Raw genomic sequence first — 20,456 nt, forward strand, 5'->3', positions numbered from 1 at the left:
ATTGCGCCACATATGAAATGTAAAGAAAGCTTTATGTTCACGCTTTCAACAATAAAACGGCAACGAGCATATTTCTTGTCCCTAGATTCGTAACAATTCTCTCAGGATTGGCGGAGTCAGTTTCGCGGGCCAGCAAAACCATCAGATAAACCATATGCAGAACTATCATCACGTTGATGGGGAGCCCTTAGCCTCTACTTCTTTCGTTCGACCCGGTTGGCCTCTACAAACACAGAAGCCCGAATGCTAAGTGCATTCGGGCTTTAATATACAGGTAAATGCGGCCTTCAAACACTACTCCCGCTTCAACCATACAACAGACTCGATATGTGTCGTCCAAGGGAACATATTGCTTAGGAGGTGATATGTTACAATCTGCTGAAATCTTGATCCGACGGGCTTTCTGCCAAACTACTTCCGATCTTGAGGGTTTCATTCCGATGGTGTCTGTTGATGTTTTACATCAGTTTTACATCAGTTTTACATCAATACAAATAATCACTTGATCTCTTTAGATTCTTGCGTTTACAAAAGCAAATGTTTTTTCTCTCTTATCATAGGATGTTGATTATTCTTCAATAGTGACTTACGCTATCGTAATTAAGTACTACACATTTACGCTTGCTAATTCACTCATTTTCTCTAGCGCCTCATTAAAATCCTTCGGTTTTGCAATTACCTGTTCATCGTGATCGAATATATAGAACTGCTTATTGTAAAAATAAAGACTATTTGCTTTATTAGCAAGCTTGGCATACTTCGGATTGATTGCCCCAACTGAATTATAATATACACACGGAATACCATTTTGTAAAAGAGCTGTATAAATCGCATAGCTATAATATTCTTGGCAATATCCACTAGTCATCGTTGTATCAAGTAGTAAGATGTGCTTTTCATCATAATAACGAATAAAACGCCGTTTTCCGCAACATTCATTTAAAATACGGGGATACTTGATAAAATATTTTCGCCAGTCAGTTACATCACTTTCATCAATAATTCGTTGTAAATCTGCCTTGATAGTTGAAGGTGTTACATCGTCTAAAAGTTGTTTCAAATAACCTACGTTAGGGTGACGTAAGAAACGTTTCCAGCTAATATCACGATCAAAGCCTTCGATTAAGAAACTTCGATTTTGTCCAGATTGAAGTAAGTAATCACCAATTGTGAGAAGTGCTCGACTAAGTAAATTTATTGGCACTTTCAAATCGGACTTCCCAAAAATGCTTTCTGCTTTTTTATAATAGGTTAAGAAGGAAGTTTGTTTTTCTATTTGTTCTTGCCCCGACCAATTCGCAACCCCTTTGGCATCAATAAATTGTAACAGAAAGTCAATGTCACCTTTAAAGTAGTCATGATCTTCTGCACTATATAGTTTTTCTTTCCATGCTCCATCTATTAGTGCTAATTGTGCTTTTAATTGTTCTTGTAAAAGCTGAAAACCAAAAAATCCTGTCAACTTTACGGTTAAATCAGCCAGGTAGACATCTAAATTCTGAGCATGATTAATAAGTAAATCAATCGATTGGATTGACTGCATATAATCCTCGACCCTGTTATAAATCGTATTTACGGTCACATTACGAATAAATCTCATCCAACGTTCAAATGCTATAAAATCTTCACCAAATGTACGGATATATACTACTATAGCATAAAGTTGCACACGTTCCTCATAGTTCAGTTCATTGTTCATTGCTTGGACTATAAGCTTATTTACATTAATGACTGACTGTTCGTTAAATAATGTTCCAATGCATAGTTTATCAAGAGTTAATTCTATTTCCTTTATCCAGGATTCACTATCAAGTTTCACGTGAGATAAATCATCAAACCGAATATTTTCCCTTCTATTAATTGATGTAAATAAACGATCTCGATTCTTATTATCACGAGCTAATTGGTTATAAAGAATCGCATAGAAGAATTGCAAAAATGACTCATCATAATTGTCTTTCTGATGTTTCCAAAAATAATCCGACCAAACTGTATCCAGCTTATCGAAAAAATTCTTACCATCTATGTTTAAAACGTCATTTATATATAGTTGTAAACGCGCTTTGAAATTTTCAAACGATGTAAGAGGTTTACCACGAGCATTCATCTTAATATAAAGTGTATCTTCCAATTGAAATGTATCTAGATTGATAAATTGGAATGTAATAGGTGGGTTAGTCTTTAAGGTTTCAAATAAATCTGCTGGCAAATCATATTCTTTTGAAAAAGAATGAATAGTATCTATCATAGTTAACATTGATGAAACTGTAGGATCATGTTTCCAACCATAATAAAAACTCGCTTCATTAAATATTTGCTTAGACAAGGACGCTTCTGTTAAATTCAGATCTGTGAGCGACACAAGCATTTTACAAAACAACTTGCTGCTTAGTCTTGTTTCATAAGTAAACTTTTGAAATATTACTTGATTGGAAGCTAATTTAGCTTCTTTTAAAGCAATATACCAATGCAACAAAAATAATGTCGTTAAGCGTTGCTGTCCATCTAGTGGCGCAAATTGATTTGGCTCATTCACTGTGCCATAAATAAAATCTAATTCGATCTGTTTACCGGTCTGAAGAGCATTAAAAAGTACACTTAAAAACTCATGACGCACATGGTGTGCCTCTTTTCTCCCTTGAGCATAATCACGTTGTATAATAGGAATCGTAATATTATAATCATCCATTAATTTCCAAAAAAAATATACATTCGATTCATGCATATTATCCTACCTGGCTTTCTCTTTGTATTGTCATAACTGGTGCCAACACTTCAAGTATATTTTGCATATAGGCATCACGATCTTCTTGGTTCCAATGATGAATCTGTTTTGTCTGCTTACTATAATATTTTAAAAACACGTTCTTCGTACATATTGGAATATAAACACCTTTTTGATCTCGTGAAATAATTTCCTCACGTTTTTTCGGGAAAATCGCATTTTTATACGATCGATTGGTCTTTGCATCTAATAAAGTACAATTTGAAATATGATTTGAGTATCCTTCCCCGAAATGTTCAACGACCTGTTGTTGGATTTTTTCAAACTCTTCCAATTCCAAAGCTTCTTCTAAAATTAGTTCCACATATTGCTCTAACTGTGTTCGAAGTAAGATATCTTCTACAAAAGTTAATGCATCTCTAACAAACGACAACTGCTCATCTTGTTTTATTAATACCTGGCTTTGCAAAGCATGAATATGCTCGATATCCCACTGCTCATTTTTAAACCGATCAAAATCAAATCTTTGCTTGGAATACTGATCTTTTTGCAAAGTCAAGATATTATAAAGTAGTAAAATATGCTTCACTTTCATACGATCTGTTTCATAGTTAAGATTAATAATGTCCCAATTATGCAATTGTTTCTTAATCATGTTATATAGAAAATTTATAAATACATCTTTTTTCATCGATTTTGCATTTTTAAAAATGACTTGAATAGAATTTCCTGTTGTAAGTAAATACCCAATCAAGTGATACAACTCGCGGTTATCAAACCATTCATTTATCTGATAATATAGGGTCTGAATCTCAGACCAGATAGCCTCGACTACTTCATATCGGGATTCTCCGAGCTCTATACGGCGCTCAATCTCATCATTAAACAAATGGAATGTCCGATATGAACTATGCATATCAATCGACTTAGAAAAATTATTAGTCACAAGTTCAAATAGCCACTCAATATGATTTTCATATTTAGTTTGTGTTGATTGCAAAAAATACCATAAATCCGGATGCCGCAAACGGGTCTCCATTGCATCCCATTGTGTTGCCAACTCTATTTGCTTCATTCTTAAATACTCATGCTGTGCTAAATTAGACCCTAAATTATTTTTACTTAGGAATAAGGCTTTAATTAATTCTGCATTCGTTAAGGGAATCTTTCCGATATTAATACGTGTAAATATATTAATTTCATTATTATCCGCATCTATCTCATACCAAAGCACCTTAACTTGATCCGTCAGTTTTTGCCAAATATAAATGGGGGCATTCTTTTCAGAATGCTTACTAAACCAATTATCAATTGTCTCGTATGCGTTAAACATATGAAAAAAGTCTATGTTATCATTTTTCAAGGATTCCCCATCTTTAATATTAGTAATATATTTTTCACTACCAATCCGTGTTGCATAAGACAACGTATAACCTAACCCATCATAAAAGGGAATAATAGACTGGATATACTTCACAATGAGTAATACTGTCGTCAATCGTTGCTGTCCATCAATTACTTCTATTCCTTTATCACACTGTTTTATGATTATGGGTTGTAACCAATAGAAATCGTCTTTCTTAGGATCCATACGATGGAACTCCCAAATATCATCTAAGAGTTGTGTAACTTGCATAGATGTCCATCGATAACCACGTTGATATGAAGGAATCCAGAAGGGAATACTTGCATTCATCATTTCTCCAATACTCTTTGGAACTAGACATGTCAAAACATAATCTTCCTCTCCAATGTTAATTTTTACGGATACTTTAAATCTGCCTACTACTTCTTATAATTAATTCTTTATTAGATAGGAATTTCCTCTAAATATGTTGAAGTTTGTCTTTTTGGATGTATAATTATGTTTTGAATAAGGATTTGTAATAAGTACTGATAATCATTTAGATGCAGCTTTGTTCAATAATACACCTATGAACCTAAAGCTTATTTTTCCAAATGCTAACGATAGCTCAAGTCCTATCTCGTATTGGACAGTCTACAACTTTATTTACTCCGCGCAGAAGCACCCCAATGACACGTTATGACATATCGGCATCCCGCTGTGAAAAGAAAATAAAATATTAGACTGAAAAATACGTGTTAGATTGAGAAAATCAAGTAATAGACTAGGAAAATAAAGTTGTAGACCGGCAGCTCGCCCTTCAGGACGCATCGGGCGTGGCTATCGGCGTTAGCCGGCAGTTCCAAACACCAGGTTGCTTCCAGCCATCATGTTACAAGGGTTCCTCGTTGCCCCTTGTAAACGATCCGACAGGCGTCCTGGTTGGCGCGGACGGCTGCTACTAGCTGACTTGCCGCATCGATCAGTACGAATTGGCGGCGGTTAAGGCATACGCTAATGCTTATGTAAAATGCAACTGTAATCGTAATAAATTCACCCTGTTAATAGTGCAAGATATACGATGTTTTCATATTAAAAGAAGGGGTGTCTGATCGATGACAATTGATATGGGAATGTATCGAGTTCTTCTCGCTACAAAAACGAGCATAATGCTCAAACCTGATCGAGAAGAATATATCTTCAGAGCTGAAACATTCAAATTTACGCTACGCCGAATTAAAAGTGAGATAGATCAGCAGCTTTCCGGCATTAAATATGGTTGGATTTTGGAGTTTGAAGGAGAATCACCTGACTTGAGCTTAGCCGTTAGTTTCGCAACCGAAATGTCGGAATTTTTCCTATCTGTTCTTAGCTTGGAGACAAGCGTTGAGTCTCATAAATCAATTCCTATACTGGGTTATGATATTTCAGAGGGAATCACTGAGCGTGCTTTTATTCAGTATTTTTATAATATCCCGATTTCTCGACTGCAAATAGCCGATCTCGAAACGTACCATAACCATCTGGAGGCAGTCTGGGGGTATGAAGGAAAGAAAAAGGATCGTCTTTATCGCTCCATCCGATGGTTCCGCAAAGGGCTCAATGAAGACGATCCACTCGATCAGTTCCTCGCCCTTTGGCAAGGTCTCGAAACGCTTAATCCGTTACTAGCTGAACATTACGAATGCGAGAATGGCGGAAAAGAAGTTATCGAAAAAAAATGTTTTAAAACCGGTCAAACATACTACGATGAGCGGACAACTAAACAAGGCTTGGAAAGATTCGTAACAGAAATAAATATAAATAAAGATACTTGGAAAAAAATATCAAAATTACGAAATAAAATTGCTCATGGCTTTGAATCCTTTCAAAATTTGTACAATGATTGCATCCTACTTATACCAGCCTTAGGGAAATTGCTGCACGACGGTATTTCAATCATTCTCGGATTTGAATATGACGAACGAGTGAGCAAGCACTTATCTAGTATCTCACCTATAAAAATCGGTGATACACAGATTATCGAGTGCAAGCTGCATGAAAGTGACATTAAAAAAATACCAAAAGGATATCCTCATCCTTATTTCACAGCCGAATTCGAAATCGAACAGTTTAAAGAAGGGGAACGTGATGGCTTTAGAGTAAGATCTACAAGCAAGCCCTTTTTTAATTGTGGTTATACTGCAGGGAGTTTTTCTGTTTCTGGGCGCGGTGTTGATGTGGAACTAGAAGAAATTGAATAACAGGTCGGCCCGAACGGAGGCGACCACCTGCCACTCTATCTTAAACACATAAACCTGAATGTTCTTCTGAGTCAGGACCGCGCAGGCGCTTTGTTCGACGTAAACGGACTCAACCAGCGGCGGCGGCTGATGCGCCGTGTCGGAGACAGAACGTGCAGTTGCAGCTTACGCTCTTGGTGCTTCCGGACGTAGTCAACTGTGGGAGGCAGCGCACCGTTTAAGGACCGTACCGGGGAGTGTAACACTTTATTTTCTAGCTTTCATCCTTTACCAAATCATGATCATGAGGCAGTCTAACACTTATTTTTCATTTCTCGTTTCTAATCCCAATAAAATCAATACACTTATTCTACAACTATATTTTCTTTGCACACACGCAGCCCTGATGCTATATAAAAAGAGGTCAAGCATCYTCCGAATTTCCTCGGTGACACTCAACCTCAATTTTATTTCTCTGTTTGCTTATTACTTTCTTTCTCCCTAAACCGTATTATGAAATTCTGCATTTCTTCATGAGATTGTACGCGTTCTTCTGGTGGAGTTGGAATCGCCATTACACCATCATCACCATTATTAATACGTCTTCGAATAGCTGCTCCCTGACGAACCATTAACGGTTTTATTTTTTTCATACTGTATTAACTCCTTTGCGATAATGTAAGACATTAAGTCGTTTTGCTTTAGTCAAACACACAGAATGATCTCCATAGAGTACGAGGTTATTCTGAATTTTTATTACCCTACATAGACGCGTCTTTCATTTAATTAATGTGCAGCACAGGGCTTGTTTTGTCCCATGCTAAATTCCACTGTTTTGATCTACCAATGACCAAAAGTTTCGCGTTTACGAATGTCTTTATGATGTTGACTGATTGGTCTGACTACCAGAAAGCAGCCACGTGTTTTCATCGGATTTCAACACTTCACTTTGTGCCGTTAGCATAACCTATCTCCATGTGCAAGAAGAACTGAGTAAAACCCTCTTTAGATGGTTTTGAAACTGACAAATAGCTCAAATTCGTTTCTACGCTTCTCTGCTTGACATTGTACTTACCAGCCAGGTACAGTCGAGCGTCTACGCTGCTCATAAGCCATTTGAATCGGCTCAGCAGTGTAAACAACCAGCCTCATCCTATCTTACGCGCGATCGTAGAGTGATAACGACCTAACTCTTTCGATGGCTCGGGTCGACCATCTCATTTCGACAATATAATTTATTACTTGGTTCTGTTATGCTAGGATGTCTGTAACCCATGGTGAGTCTCACTGTATAATGGTCATTTACACGAATCTATTCATGTACTTTTTGTTGTTTTTAAGTGCCGTACTTCATATTACAATCCGTCACTTAAAACAATTTGCGTCTAATCGCATCCATTCCCTTCTCATGGATATATAGTAAAAAAGCGCCTCGTTAGGCGCTTAACTTTGATTTTAAATCCATTTTTCAATTTCGACAATAAGCTATCCTACAATATCTCACTTACTAACAATCAATATTACCGATCCTATATGTTTTGAATAGTTAGAGTCAATGCATATTTACTACAATTTTCGGTTATCCTTGTCACTGGAAGTCTAGCATTTTCCAATAATCAACAGCCGTTAATTAAAAATATAGTGAGAGCAACATGTGTAGTTTTATATCGAGGTTTAAAGAAAAGAACCGAGCTTTCGTCACGGCGAATTCATACTCTAGTATCAGTATGGTCCTAAAAACCTTATTCCATTAAAGTGAATAAGATGGGACGGGGCATCCGCAACCCATACTTCGGTTTCCCATGCAATGACACTCAGATATCTTGCCATAACAGATCTGTTTGGAAAGGCTGTAACATATACAATCCCTGCTGAAGAACTTTCAAATAACTTTGCTAGCTCATCATGTCGTTTTCCATCAACAGGTCCGTGACTTGTTACTGATTCGACCAGTAACAACCAGTCCTTCTCAGGATAATAAATGACGACATCTGGCATCTTTCCATGGGAGTCAAGCGTAACTCCAAGTTTACTTAACAAATCTTCATCGAAATATTTCCCACCAGTATCCCCAGCATATATCAGAATACCCCCTGGTACATAACGCGCGGCAAAATCTTCAATGATTGCTTTTATTAACTCACTATGCTCACCTTGACTCAACATAATTTGCTTTCCAGGAGCTGCCTGTACAGGTAGTCTGTTTTGTTCGCGTTCTTTGGCATACCGTTCCACAAGCGTTTGTCTAGTCGCAAGATATGCTCCTAAAGAAGCACCCCATTCATGAGTACCAAACTTCCTTACTAACTTTAATGCCTCAGGTTCAATTTGATAAACGGCTTTTGGACTATTGACTGCTCTGGTTGGCTTGTCAGGGTTATATAAAGAAATACCCGCATCGATAAATTGATGCATCGTTTGGCGTCTAAATGTTTCTCGAGTATTGGGAGCATACTCTTTGCCGTAATTCGTCCGACTGAAGTCCATCATCGGAGTAATGCCGATTAATGGATTCTCTGCATCTTTCCATGTATCACCAGGTGCAATATTCAATATTGCTAATAAGCAAAGAGCAGATCGTTCATTAAGCTGTGCTCTAGGTAAGCCAAGGGCTTTAAGTATATCTAATGCCTCTTCAATATTAGGATGGGTGCCCTCTGTCATAAAATATCCTCCAACTTTTGATTGAGTTCCTCTTGCTCTATTTTACCAGAGTAGGACATAACCCATCTACCAAGTTTTTCAAGTTTTTCACGACTAGGAAACTTCATGGTTCTAAGATCAGTTGCATTCACCTGTGTATGACCATTAAATACCCTGAAGTATTTGTCGACAGCGGTAGAGTTCAGATATGCATACAGACCGAAAGCCAAATCTGCCTGAATACCTTTCTTTTGAAAATGGAGAACATTCAATCCGTTTTCGAAGCCAACTACGGGATAATCAACACTTTGAGGGCTTAAAACCCCAGCTACGATTCGGCGCTTTTCCTCTTTCGACGAGAACCGTTTTACAACGGTATAATATCCATTAGGATATAACCACTTTTCAATAGCATCGTCTCTTACTATTGCATTTGACTTTTTCATAATCTTTGGGTATTCCGTGTGGGTTCCAACAAAGTGGTTAGGATAAAATAAAGGTACTGTACCTTCTTCAGGCATATCCCTCAAGTAACTTTTTACTCGGAAATCAACAACCGGCCCCGTAGAAACTTCCACACCGATTTCTTTAAGCGAAAAACAAACAGACGGATACTTTTCAATAAAACTTTCTTCATTTGAGGTTGGGATATGAATAAATACCTCCGAATCCATAGGTTGGACAATTTTCTTAAAAGGATAACTATTCTCTACATAATCATTAAAACTGTCATCCTTTGAAGTTGAAATTGTAACGTCACCTTGAACTCTTCCCCGCTCAAGCATCATAATAACATTTTCTTGTAATACTTCATCGTCCTTAAATGCCTTATCCCGCGAGTCAAACAAGTGCATGTGTATTATCGCCGTCTTTTCTAAGAGAAGTTGACGAAAGGGACGGAAATATGGTCCGTTACAGAAGCTTCTCGGAATTATCGCAACAATCTGACCATTTTCTTCCATTAAATTAATTGCTAGACCAACAAATGCAGAATACAGATTGACGGTTTCAATACCAACACTCCGTAAAAGCTTGCGGTGACGTGATGAACTCATAATTTTCTTATATGGTGGATTCAAAATTGCATGAGTAAAGCGAGTTTTTGTAGCGCCCAGCAAGCTATTTTCATCATGTAGAGTATTGGTCGCCCATTCTATAAAGTCCTCATCAATTACATGGCTGCTAAGTTTTATTTTCCCATCAAATAAAGATAATGAAGACATGAGTCGCGTTCTTAAAATCTCATCTATTTCAACAACATTGACATTGGCAGTATCACTCAATTTTTCAGTTACAAGACGATCTAAAAATGCACTAGTTAAAACACCAATTCCTGCTCCGGCGTCTAAGATCTTTGGACTAGTCATTGTTTGTTTATCAAAAAGTGATGCCATAAATTTGGCAACACTAGATGGAGTCAAAAATTGACCCAGCTCGGATTTACGCTTGAGTAATGGATTAATAGCCATCCGCTCTTTATCTAAAGTCTCAAGTATTTGCATCATGTTTGCACCTCTTGCTTACGCAAATTTAAATTTCATTTTAATATCGAGCCTTACTAAAATTAAATCATTTTACAAATTAACCAACATACTATATACAATAAAAAATCCCCGATGGTGTTCCCCATCGAGGATTTTGCCGATGCTTTCGGACAAATATAATAATACTACAATGCCTAAATCTAAGCAATGATCCTGCTCTAAGGAACATTCGTAAAGTTATACCGCTTGTTTGGACATGCCCATAATACATTATGTTTAAGTTCATATAGATGACATTTTGGGTTGCTTCCGTAAATATTAACATAATTAACAGCACAGTAGAGCCATATTAAATATCACCTCGAATTCCAAAGTATTTGCACTACGATTTTTGACTGTTTCTATCTCGGACGGTATCCGTTGTAAGAATTAAGTCATTCTTTACTAAGAATACTTTAACATGCAAATAGGGCTTGATTGCTTTTACCTCAAAATTGCGTAGATATTCGAGAGCAAGTGCATAGCCTGTTTGCTCAAACTTGTATTTTCTTCCCCTACTTAGTTCCTAAGTAATACTGTCAGTTGAGTCACTCTTAACAAAATCATCTAGACTACATAGACCAACTCAAGCTGTTCAAATATTGAAATGTTATAATCTAAACTATCTATTTGCTTAGTATTTGACCGATTTCCGCATTGTATATCCTTTAGAAGCTCTGCAAAAACTAAATAAACAGCTTGTTTGATTTTATCGAGATGAAATCCCAAAAAGAAATCTTGTTTATTTTCAATATTATCAACATTTGGCCCCCAAGGTCTTTGATTACTAGGCATTGCTAGAATAAGACCTTTATTATGTTCATTTTTAGAATAAGATTCCCTATGATCTAACTCAATTCCATCTTAGTTACAAACTCTGTTGAACTCATATTCACCTGAAATGCACCTTTCATCATGTCATAACTCCACTAACTAACTCTTCTCACAAGCATCTTATTGCTGTTCACCCTGTAATCAGCATTCTTTGTAAACTATTTACTTTGTCTTTATAATAATCAATATGAGTTAACGTACTCACAAAAAATTATAAAGGAAGATTAAAAATGCAAATATCAGAATTGCAAAAGCAAATTAATGATTTCAGTATTGCCAAGGGATTTGATAAGTCAACAATTGAACAAAGAGCACTTTTTCTTGTTACCGAAGTTGGCGAGATGGTTAGGGAACTACTACATATTTCTTACCATCCAGATCGTGATAACATTGATGAAATTAAAAAACATCTTGGACTTGAAATGTACGATATCGTTTGGAATATATGTGATCTTGCTAATAAATTGGATATTAACCTTGAAAGATCCTTCTTGGAGAAGACTGAAATTAACAAAACTAGAACATGGTAAGATACACTAGGAAACAATAAAAATTCTATTTTCTGCACTCCATTGTCATTTGAATTGCGGCATTATAAAAGAAGAGGTATCAAGATGGGGAAATTAATTGAAGCAAAAGAGATATTAAAGGCATTGGGAATGCCTAAGCCACAACAAAATTCTAGAAGTGCATACGTACTGCTTTCTTTAGCAGGACTGAAAGAAGAAGATAACTGGTCAGATGCTTCCATTAACTCTTTGCGAACTGTAGACATGATGAAATTCATGGCTGAACACTATGGGAAGATTTATGCGGCAAATTCACGAGAAGACATAAGAAAAGAGTCAGTTCATCAATTTTGTGATGGTGCGATTGCTTTTAAAAACGAAGACGATGACGAAAGAGCTACCAATAGTCCTAAATATTCCTATCGCTTGACAGATGAAGTTCTGGAAGTAATTCAATCTTACAGTAAGGTTGAATGGGAACAAGCGTTAAAAAAATGGCGGCAGAATAACAAAACATTAATCCAACAATATAGCCAGCGTCGAGAAATGAAGATGATGCCCGTAAAAATCAATGGTGAAGAACTTCAATTTAGTCCAGGGAAACATAATCAACTACAAAAGGCTATTATTGAAGATTTCGCTCCACGGTTCGCCAAGGGAGCCGATGTATTGTATGTGGGTGACTCTGTGAAGAAGGATTTAATCAAGAACAGAGAGAAACTTCGAGGACTGGGTGTCCGAATCACTGATCATGATAAATTACCGGATGTTGTATTGTATGTTGCCGAAAAAAATTGGCTTTATTTCGTAGAGGCCGTCACAAGCGTTGGTCCTGTATCAGTAAAAAGGATGAACGAGATTAAGAAAATGTTGGAAAACTGTAACTGTGGCATTATCTATGTAACTACTTTCTTGGATATGAGTTCTGAAAATGGCTTCAAAAAGTTCATTGATCAAATTGCATGGGAAACTGAAATTTGGGTTGCAGACAATCCTGACCACATGATACATCTAAATGGCGATAGATTTATGGGGCCTCGCTAAAGAATTTAGGGCTATATTCGCTCCATTACGAAGAAAGTGTAAGTGCAAAAGAATGTCTAATATCATATTGACGAATATGTAATCCCTAATTGCTTACTATATAATTCAAGACTGCCTCCCCATAGTCCTCTGTTTCATCAGTTTGCTTCAAAGCAGTACCATGCACTCAGTCCAGGCACGCAGTTCCCCCTGCATGGTTTATCATTGGCTTTGAAGTAATTGGAATAAAACCTCATATCAAGAAGATTAACAATTAAACATAAAGAGCACCATCTCCGCTGAGGGATAGGTGCTCAGTTTTATTTACAAAGATGCAAAGAAACTAACGTCTAATAACATATATCTTGCTGTTCCTGAAGTTCTTCTGAATTAACCTTTTCAAAGACGAGCAGTGTTAAGCTATTCCTTAACGATAGTTTAACAAAACGCTTCGTTCAAAGCATTATCCACGTGCCCTAACATCTGTTGCAAAGAATAGTATTACCGCCCGCCTCGCAGAAACTCGATGGAGAATGCATGACGCAGCGTAATAACCGCATTCTTATATCTTTCATTTATAGGAAATTGATTGCCACTCTGGATCATAAAATTCCCACTCCCATCTAAGGTTGTACGGTGGATAAGCTTAAATATATCATAACATAAAAGATCAGGTTTTAGCGTTCATCGCAAAAAGTCGGATCCGGTCAATAGATCTCAAAGCTTGTCCAAATGTAGTAATTAAGACATAGAATATTCTTTGTGGATTTGCTCAATAATACCATCACCCACCTTACTCTATCAGCCATACCATAGGTACTGCCTGTGAATGAGTCAATAGATTGTTAGTGGAACATACTCTTTACTCGGACCCTAAAAACCGAATTCCGTCTTTCCCGAGCCATAGTATAATACACCAAGATAATCCGTCAATTCTATTACTGTATGAATCACTTTTCATTGTTTATTATCTCTTTGATTAAAATTTTGATACTGATATTCGTCAGTAAATATCTTGGGTATATCTCCCTCGTAACTCCTTGAATGCAGGTATAATTTACCTGTAGTTTTTATGTTAATTTTATTGTACCGTTGTATTAATCCAAACAAATCAACCACCACAAAATAGTCCCTTTATAAGGGATATTTTGTGGTTTTTTGTGTGTATATCTCTGCGATGAAAGGAAAATGTAACAAGTATTTTGGGATAATTGATTGTTAATCACTTTCGTCTTTCCCATATGAGCAATAATTACCAGTTATCATGGATTGATTTCCTTAAGTTCATTTTTAATCTAGAGCAGATTAAAGATAACATCTCTCTTTGACTGTACGTTAAGTTACATAGGTTTTTTGGGGGTAGTGTGAATCCATGAATTGATCGATTCTCTGTAAAATAATATTCTTCTTCGGATCCTTAGAAATGGAATTTGATTTTCACGTACCATTGTATATATACAGTCAGTTGAGACGCCAAGATATTCAGATAACTCCTGTACAGAAAGTACCGCTTTCACCTGAATATTATCTTTTTGAAAAGCTACATTATCATCTCTGAATTCAGCAGTAACGTTAGATTGAATGTTTTCCTTATTGATATCTGTTAGCAGTGTTTCTTCCATTTGCAATAATGTTTTCAGCAATTGAATTCGTAATAATTCATATTCTCCCATAACATTCACCTCATGGTAATCTGATCTTCAAGAAAACAAGTCCCAACTTGTATTGATATAATTTCAGGTTTTGTCTAAGAAGTGTAAGGAACAGTAATCTCTCTTTTATATCTTAATCTTTCGTTTTCTATTCGAGTATCGGTACATCAGCCTTTAACTTTAGTTTCACCACTCCAAGTCATTGACTTGCAACACTTAACTCGAAGTAAAGATTTCAAAGTGACCTTCATTTACGCGATATTATACTTAATGGTGATGAGAAATGGAATTCAATCAAAATAACTATAAAACGAATCGTACAGCAGTTCACGATGTCTATAAAAAATATTTAAAGTTGATGCAAAGCCCTCACTCCAACAGACACATCTTGGCCGAGGCCAGAGAAGATATATTAAGCCTTCCATATTATGAACTTCTTATCATGCAAAGCTCGTTAGTCAGATGGGAAACATTAATGAATGACCCCAATCTTTACTTTCGTAGAGCTTTATGTGCCGCTACCTATAATATTAAGCAAAATGATATCGCCATTGAATTAGGAATATCTGAAGCAGCGGTCAGCAGATTTTTTAACGAAGATAAGATGCCTAAATATCCAAAGCCATTTCTTATAAGTGTGCTTCTTGATCAACCTTGGCAGCTTATCAACATGAAAACGCCGGACTTTGATTCATTTAAATCATCACCGGAGTATTTCTATCCAGGTCTTTTAAAGCAAGTCGATATAAAAGAAATTAATAAAGAACGGGAAAAAACAAGAAGTATAAGCGGATTTAAGATTTTGAATCCACAAGTATTGTTTCACCAAGAAACCGATGCTATAGCAGGGCGATGGGTAACTACCTACCCTGAACTAGATTATTTAGAATTTCATCTCGCTTACGATCCTTTGGTGGATCATGTCCTTCGAGACGCAGTTGCATCTCGCTTCCCTCAAGCGAAGTACATACTAAAGACTTTCCGGCCATTCAAGCCAAATTACAATCGCGTATTTCGATTGATTTTCCCTAAAAATGAATCATTGTTTTCGTATCCAGGAATGATTCATGAGTTAAAGTATAGAGATAAAACTGAGCTCCATGTATTGTAACCAGTCACTTTACTCACAGTTAAGATTTCTTTCCCCTTGTTATTCATGTCCATGCTAATACCATTCAATTATGAATGGAGGAATTAACATGGACTTCCACGATTACACTTCAAAAAAACATCTACAAGTTAGCAGCCATACAGAAACCCAAGAATCTTTTCGGCAGAATTTTTCTTCTGCCGAAAAGATTCTCCAGTTCCAGAGTATTTTTCCTGTTCTTAGTGACGATCATGATATTAAAAAAGTCACACGTGAGAAGGTGGAAAAAATGCTCTATGCACATCAATCAATACATGAAGGCCAAAACACCCCGACCGCCCCCTACCTAGGCCCGATGGGTATTAATCAATGGATTTGGACCAACCGAGTTGAACGTGATGTTCCAAGTAGCCTTTTACGTGAATATTTGAAAAGAAGCACCAAAATTGACCCTTTTAGCTTTTTGAAAAAATATGAACATGTATCCAGTCTCCTGACTCACATTGCAAAATTCCACAGTATTCCGTCTGATCAAATTAAAAATAAGCATTTAGTTGATCCATTAACTCTGCAACATTGTATGAACAACTGGGACAAAAATTCATTAACATTGGCTCTTCTTCGATTTCTTTCCCAAAAATCTAAAGAAGCTGGTTTTTTGGATATTGATATTGCTATAAAGAAATCACCAAATATTCTGGTTAAATTACACCCTCGTGTTCAAGATTACAAAATACATCTCGAGACGAAAGGCTTCGTTGCCAAGCACATTCGTAATTCAATTTCTCATGTTCAACAACTATTAGAATGGCTCTGTTCTAACATTAGCGTATTTTCGTCAATTTCTTCAGAAGTCGTTTCGATATTCCAAATTCAAAATGAACATCTGCTAGCCTATCGCTCATATAAACTGAAACTTGTTAAACAAGGCATATGCAGTCCCATAACATTTACTCACATGATCTACTCCATTCGATCCTTTTACCACTATCTAAAAGATCGTTTTGGATTTGAACCTCCACTTCGACGTTTCCGATCTATTAAAGCACCGCGCTATCACCATCGTGAACTGCCAACTGAGCAAGAAGTGGAAACTTTTTTCAATGTAGTAGAACAATACGCGGCTAATCCCTTACATGAACAAATTGGATATCGATTTATGTATGATCTCGGCCTACGACTTTCGGAAGTATCGAAAATAAAATGGTCAGACATTAACATGGGAACACGAAGGATTGTTGTTCATAGCAAAGGAAAAAAAAGCCATATACTTTACTTGAATGGACAGCTTTTTGAGCTCCTTCAAGAGTATCAATCCAAGCAAATTACACAAAAATATCTACTAGGAGAAAACCATCGTTCGATTGGGGACCGCTTGTATCATTGCTATAAACTTTACACCATGATTGCCGGCTGGTCATTCCCTGGTGGTGTTCATTTGTTTCGACACATGTTTATTACCCGACACGCAATGAACAACGTTTTACCCCAAAAGTTAAAGGAAATTGCTCGTGTTCAAATGGTCAATACTGTCGGATTGTATGTTCATGTAAGACAACATGATCAATACTTAATCGATCAAATCAATCTATTGAAATACAAGTGAGGTTATAAGGATGCCTTTATTTGATGATGCAGTTAAAAAGGAAGTAGAGCTGGAACAATCTCTTTTACAGCTTGCAGACCAGTATGGAGCAGATGCATTTAATCGTATGTTGCTCTCCCTTCTGCCTCCCAAAGAAAATGAAATAACAAAGCGTCTTGAAGAGATTCCATTAGATGATGCCATTAACCATTATGTTTCAAGTGATGCTTATCTAAGCTTGGCAACTTCATCACAACAAACATACAGATATGAAATGAATTTGTTTGCCCAGCACTGTAAGCCTCTAAATAATGGTTTTCCATCTCTTAATGACATCAATTCAAGTGTTCTACTGATTAACTACTGTGCACAAGCCAGAAGTCTTAATACGCAAAATAAGAAAAAATCTTTTTTAAGCAGTTTTCTTACAGAGGTTTTTTCTTATTTTCTTAATCGTGATATCGGAAAACTGAAGCGCGCTCTCACTATAGAAAATGATCGTAATAGCGAGCCTAAAGCTTTCACCAAGGAGCAAATTGATGAAATTCTCATCAATGTCAGACTTGGTCGTGAAGCACATCGAAATTTCACAATTCTGTGGACATTTCTCGGTTCAGGTATTCGACTAGATGAAATGATCAAATTACAAGTTAGTGATATTGTTACTTCAAGACAAGAAATAATGGTACGTAGAAAAGGAAAAAAAGGATTAAAGCAACCGAATAAAATAACTATATCTGCATTAGAAGTATTAAATGCTTACATCAATTTCCGGTATCAGGGCATAAAGGAAACTAAGGATTATTCGGATAGATATGTTTTTTCTGATGATAAAGGGATATCTCCGCTTCATGCAAGTACCGTTCAGAAGATGTTTTCATCTTTAATAAGAGAGATAAAATCTATCCCTGATTCAGATAAAAGACCTTACCAGAACTCTATTCATTCCCTCCGTCATTCTTTCGCGCTTTACTTGTTAGAATCCGGAGTGAAAATTTATACAATTAAAGACTTGATGGGACATACATGGGTTAGTTCTACAGAAAAATACTTAAAAATATTTGATAGTGAGTTAGTTAAAGCAATTAACAAACATCCATTCGCGCAGTTAAAAGTTAGCGATCTATTTTAAGATAAGAGGTGTTTCAAGTGAGCATTCTACTTCAATCGAAATATTATCAAATTTGGAGTGATAATTTTAGGTTGAGGAAAAGCACAAAATCGACATACATTGCGGCATTGAACAAATTTGAGAAGTTCCTAATTTACGAAGGATTTGAAGGATCTCTAGACTTCGATAAATTTCATGCAAGTCGTGATTATCCCGAACGATTTGTCCCAATACAGCGACATACAATTGATCGTTTTATTCAATATCTAAGAATTACCGTAAAAACAACAGATAGAGTAATAGCTACTACAATCACTTCGCTTAAACATTTCTTTCAATTTTTAGAAGACGTAGACTTGATTCAACATAGTCCAATGCATGGTTATCCTAGACCGAAATTTGAAAGCCCACTTCAAAACACTTCATTGTCTATGGAAGAGTGTATTTCGCTTCTTAAGGCTGCGTTATTGCGAGATCCGTTTTTCCGACAAGATTTCGTGTTTTTATGGTTTATGTTAATTACAGGACTCCGTCTCTCAGAGGTTCGTTTTCTTCGACGAAAGCGGCTTAATATTGAAACTAAACTTGTAAACATATTCGAAGGCCACAAAACTGAAAAACGATCAGTTGCAATCCCAGAAGACCTCGCCTCAGAACTAGAGAGATACATTAGACATCCACAATATGTTGAATATGCTGATCAAGGCAATGAATTTTTATTTCATCAGTCTGGTAAAATCATGTCTGTTCAAAAAGTAAGATTCTTGTTATCAGAATTGACGATTGAGGCCGGCCTAACTAGGAAAATTCGTCCACATGATTTACGAAGAACAGCAGCATACTTAATGCAAGTAGGTGGGATGCATATCGTAGATATTCAAAACCAACTTCGACATAAAAATGTTGGAACTACACTGAGGTATGTTCCCCCACTCATTGAACTTTCAAAGTTGCTGGATACTAATGAGCAAATTAAAAATTAAAGAAAATCAATGTATAAAAATCCTAAAGTAGATTAGTGGTAACTATGGCTAGTATTGAACGAAGAGTAGACTTGTCGTAGAAGCTGGATATAACGAATTTGGAAAACGAGTAAAGAGATCTAAAACCATTACTGTATCGGGGATTCGAGAAGCCGAAAAGCACCTCATTAAATTTCAGTCAGATGTTGAGAAAGGACAACACCTAACACTTGAGAAGATAACATTCCATTCCTTTTTAGGAAAATGGCGTGAAATGTATGGAGAAAAGCATTTAGAATTAAAAACGTTAGAAAATTATGATCATCTACTCAAGAACCATATAATGCCGACTTTTCAAAATATGAAAATAGCAGATATTAAGCCTATGCATATTCTTAGCTTTCTTGATTCACTTACTCGTGACGGGGCACGTAAAGATGGGAAAAAAGGCGGTTTATCTACCACAACTACTCGCTTCATTCATCGGATCTTGAAGGACGTATTTGAAAGAGCAGTAGAGTGGCAATTGATCTCTAACAATCCTGTAGCTACAGTCAAACGTCCAAAAATTGTTGATCGTGAATCAGAAGTATACAGTGAATACGAGGCATCAAAACTCTTTAAGGCCCTGGAGAATGAAGCACCTCATTGAAGGATTATGATAACTCTTGTTTTGACCACCGGACTTCGTAGAGGCGAACTACTCGCCTTAGAATGGAGACATATCGATCTTGACTCGTCCATCATCAATGTAGTGCAGTCGCTTAGTTACAGCAAAGGAAAAACAATAATCAAAGAACCAAAAACTAAAAATCCTAATCGTAAAGTCACCATCCCGGATAGTTTAATTAAAGATCTAAAGCATTATTATGAAACTTCGATGCAACAAATCCAGCAGTTAGGTGATTCTCGTCAAAGAGGAGATAAGTTCTTTGTATTCTTTTCAGAGACAGGTAAACCTTTCTATCACACTGCACCAGGAAAATGGCTTTCACGTTTTCTTAAGCGTCATGATCAGAAGACCATTCGATTTCATGATTTACGCCACACTTCAGCTACTCTGCTTATCAATCAAGGCATACACGCTAAAATCATCTCAAGTCGCCTTGGTCATGCCGACATTCGGACTACAATGAACATTTACTGCCATGCTCTTCAGAGTGCTGATCAGGCAGCTGCAAATACTTTTAATACACTTTTAAATTATAGGAGATAAGTTTGATTCCCTTCCT

Annotated in this window: 15 protein-coding genes; 9 read left to right on the forward strand and 6 right to left on the reverse strand. The window is 36.5% G+C overall.

What is annotated here, in order from left to right:
- Positions 1-607 precede the first annotated feature (607 nt).
- A complete protein-coding gene (locus AB4Z29_RS25185) occupies positions 608-2,725 on the reverse strand; it encodes a DUF262 domain-containing protein (protein WP_441945734.1) in 2,118 nt (705 codons plus the stop codon).
- 1 nt (position 2,726) lies between these two features.
- Positions 2,727-4,424 carry a DUF262 domain-containing protein gene (locus AB4Z29_RS25190; RefSeq protein WP_441945735.1) on the reverse strand — a complete coding sequence of 566 codons (1,698 nt, stop codon included), beginning with the start codon at positions 4,422-4,424 and terminating at the stop codon, positions 2,727-2,729.
- A 761-nt stretch (positions 4,425-5,185) separates the two neighbouring features.
- Between AB4Z29_RS25190 and AB4Z29_RS25195 the strand changes: the two genes are divergently transcribed.
- Positions 5,186-6,313 (forward strand): hypothetical protein, encoded by a 1,128-nt coding sequence (locus AB4Z29_RS25195; RefSeq protein ID WP_441945736.1) that lies wholly within the window; start codon positions 5,186-5,188, stop codon positions 6,311-6,313.
- 446 nt (positions 6,314-6,759) lie between these two features.
- On the opposite strand, the gene AB4Z29_RS25200 is transcribed toward AB4Z29_RS25195, so the two are convergent.
- The 3 genes from AB4Z29_RS25200 to AB4Z29_RS25210 form a co-directional block, all read right to left on the reverse strand.
- Complete coding sequence (locus AB4Z29_RS25200) at positions 6,760-6,945, reverse strand: hypothetical protein (protein WP_441945737.1); 186 nt, start codon at positions 6,943-6,945, stop codon at positions 6,760-6,762.
- Positions 6,946-8,014: 1,069 nt separating this feature from the next.
- Positions 8,015-8,956 (reverse strand): BsuBI/PstI family type II restriction endonuclease, encoded by a 942-nt coding sequence (locus AB4Z29_RS25205; RefSeq protein ID WP_441945738.1) that lies wholly within the window; start codon positions 8,954-8,956, stop codon positions 8,015-8,017.
- A complete protein-coding gene (locus AB4Z29_RS25210) occupies positions 8,953-10,440 on the reverse strand; it encodes an Eco57I restriction-modification methylase domain-containing protein (RefSeq protein ID WP_441945739.1) in 1,488 nt (495 codons plus the stop codon). The genes AB4Z29_RS25205 and AB4Z29_RS25210 overlap by 4 nt, the downstream gene beginning before the upstream one ends.
- Before the next feature lie 1,082 nt (positions 10,441-11,522).
- Here AB4Z29_RS25210 and AB4Z29_RS25215 point away from each other — a divergent pair.
- Both AB4Z29_RS25215 and AB4Z29_RS25220 read left to right on the forward strand, forming a co-directional pair.
- Positions 11,523-11,822 carry a MazG-like family protein gene (locus tag AB4Z29_RS25215; protein WP_441945740.1) on the forward strand — a complete coding sequence of 100 codons (300 nt, stop codon included), beginning with the start codon at positions 11,523-11,525 and terminating at the stop codon, positions 11,820-11,822.
- Positions 11,823-11,906: 84 nt separating this feature from the next.
- On the forward strand, positions 11,907-12,845 hold the full coding sequence (locus AB4Z29_RS25220; RefSeq protein ID WP_441945741.1) for a BsuBI/PstI family type II restriction endonuclease: 939 nt from the start codon (positions 11,907-11,909) through the stop codon (positions 12,843-12,845).
- A 1,319-nt stretch (positions 12,846-14,164) separates the two neighbouring features.
- On the opposite strand, the gene AB4Z29_RS25225 is transcribed toward AB4Z29_RS25220, so the two are convergent.
- On the reverse strand, positions 14,165-14,497 hold the full coding sequence (locus tag AB4Z29_RS25225; protein ID WP_441945742.1) for a helix-turn-helix domain-containing protein: 333 nt from the start codon (positions 14,495-14,497) through the stop codon (positions 14,165-14,167).
- A gap of 262 nt (positions 14,498-14,759) precedes the next feature.
- On the opposite strand from AB4Z29_RS25225, the gene AB4Z29_RS25230 reads away from it, so the two are divergent.
- From AB4Z29_RS25230 to AB4Z29_RS25255, 6 genes are all read left to right on the forward strand, one after another.
- Complete coding sequence (locus AB4Z29_RS25230) at positions 14,760-15,587, forward strand: hypothetical protein (RefSeq protein ID WP_441945743.1); 828 nt, start codon at positions 14,760-14,762, stop codon at positions 15,585-15,587.
- A gap of 88 nt (positions 15,588-15,675) precedes the next feature.
- Positions 15,676-17,172, forward strand: coding sequence for a tyrosine-type recombinase/integrase (locus tag AB4Z29_RS25235; protein ID WP_441945744.1), 1,497 nt, complete (start codon positions 15,676-15,678; stop codon positions 17,170-17,172).
- A gap of 10 nt (positions 17,173-17,182) precedes the next feature.
- Positions 17,183-18,283: a tyrosine-type recombinase/integrase gene (locus AB4Z29_RS25240; protein WP_441945745.1), complete on the forward strand. Its 1,101-nt coding sequence runs from the start codon at positions 17,183-17,185 to the stop codon at positions 18,281-18,283.
- A 17-nt stretch (positions 18,284-18,300) separates the two neighbouring features.
- Positions 18,301-19,245, forward strand: a complete 945-nt coding sequence (locus tag AB4Z29_RS25245) for a tyrosine-type recombinase/integrase (protein WP_441945746.1) — start codon at positions 18,301-18,303, stop codon at positions 19,243-19,245.
- Between the two features lie 217 nt (positions 19,246-19,462).
- Positions 19,463-19,876, forward strand: a complete 414-nt coding sequence (locus AB4Z29_RS25250; protein ID WP_441945813.1) for a site-specific integrase — start codon at positions 19,463-19,465, stop codon at positions 19,874-19,876.
- Between the two features lie 6 nt (positions 19,877-19,882).
- Positions 19,883-20,440, forward strand: a complete 558-nt coding sequence (locus tag AB4Z29_RS25255; protein ID WP_441945747.1) for a site-specific integrase — start codon at positions 19,883-19,885, stop codon at positions 20,438-20,440.
- Positions 20,441-20,456: the final 16 nt, after the last annotated feature.

The organism is Paenibacillus sp. 2TAB23 (genome assembly GCF_052115165.1).
Lineage (GTDB): Bacteria > Bacillota > Bacilli > Paenibacillales > Paenibacillaceae > Pristimantibacillus.

Excerpts from the sequence above, each read along its gene's own strand:
- AB4Z29_RS25205 (WP_441945738.1), bottom strand. The coding sequence starts at position 8,956 with ATGACAGAGGGCACCCATCCTAATATTGAAGAGGCATTAGATATACTT.
- AB4Z29_RS25235 (WP_441945744.1), top strand. The coding sequence starts at position 15,676 with ATGGACTTCCACGATTACACTTCAAAAAAACATCTACAAGTTAGCAGC.
- AB4Z29_RS25190 (WP_441945735.1), bottom strand. The coding sequence starts at position 4,424 with ATGATGAATGCAAGTATTCCCTTCTGGATTCCTTCATATCAACGTGGT.
- AB4Z29_RS25220 (WP_441945741.1), top strand. The coding sequence starts at position 11,907 with ATGGGGAAATTAATTGAAGCAAAAGAGATATTAAAGGCATTGGGAATG.
- AB4Z29_RS25195 (WP_441945736.1), top strand. The coding sequence starts at position 5,186 with ATGACAATTGATATGGGAATGTATCGAGTTCTTCTCGCTACAAAAACG.
- AB4Z29_RS25255 (WP_441945747.1), top strand. The coding sequence starts at position 19,883 with ATGATAACTCTTGTTTTGACCACCGGACTTCGTAGAGGCGAACTACTC.
- AB4Z29_RS25240 (WP_441945745.1), top strand. The coding sequence starts at position 17,183 with ATGCCTTTATTTGATGATGCAGTTAAAAAGGAAGTAGAGCTGGAACAA.
- AB4Z29_RS25230 (WP_441945743.1), top strand. The coding sequence starts at position 14,760 with ATGGAATTCAATCAAAATAACTATAAAACGAATCGTACAGCAGTTCAC.
- AB4Z29_RS25225 (WP_441945742.1), bottom strand. The coding sequence starts at position 14,497 with ATGGGAGAATATGAATTATTACGAATTCAATTGCTGAAAACATTATTG.
- AB4Z29_RS25215 (WP_441945740.1), top strand. The coding sequence starts at position 11,523 with ATGCAAATATCAGAATTGCAAAAGCAAATTAATGATTTCAGTATTGCC.
- AB4Z29_RS25185 (WP_441945734.1), bottom strand. The coding sequence starts at position 2,725 with ATGCATGAATCGAATGTATATTTTTTTTGGAAATTAATGGATGATTAT.
- AB4Z29_RS25210 (WP_441945739.1), bottom strand. The coding sequence starts at position 10,440 with ATGATGCAAATACTTGAGACTTTAGATAAAGAGCGGATGGCTATTAAT.
- AB4Z29_RS25200 (WP_441945737.1), bottom strand. The coding sequence starts at position 6,945 with ATGAAAAAAATAAAACCGTTAATGGTTCGTCAGGGAGCAGCTATTCGA.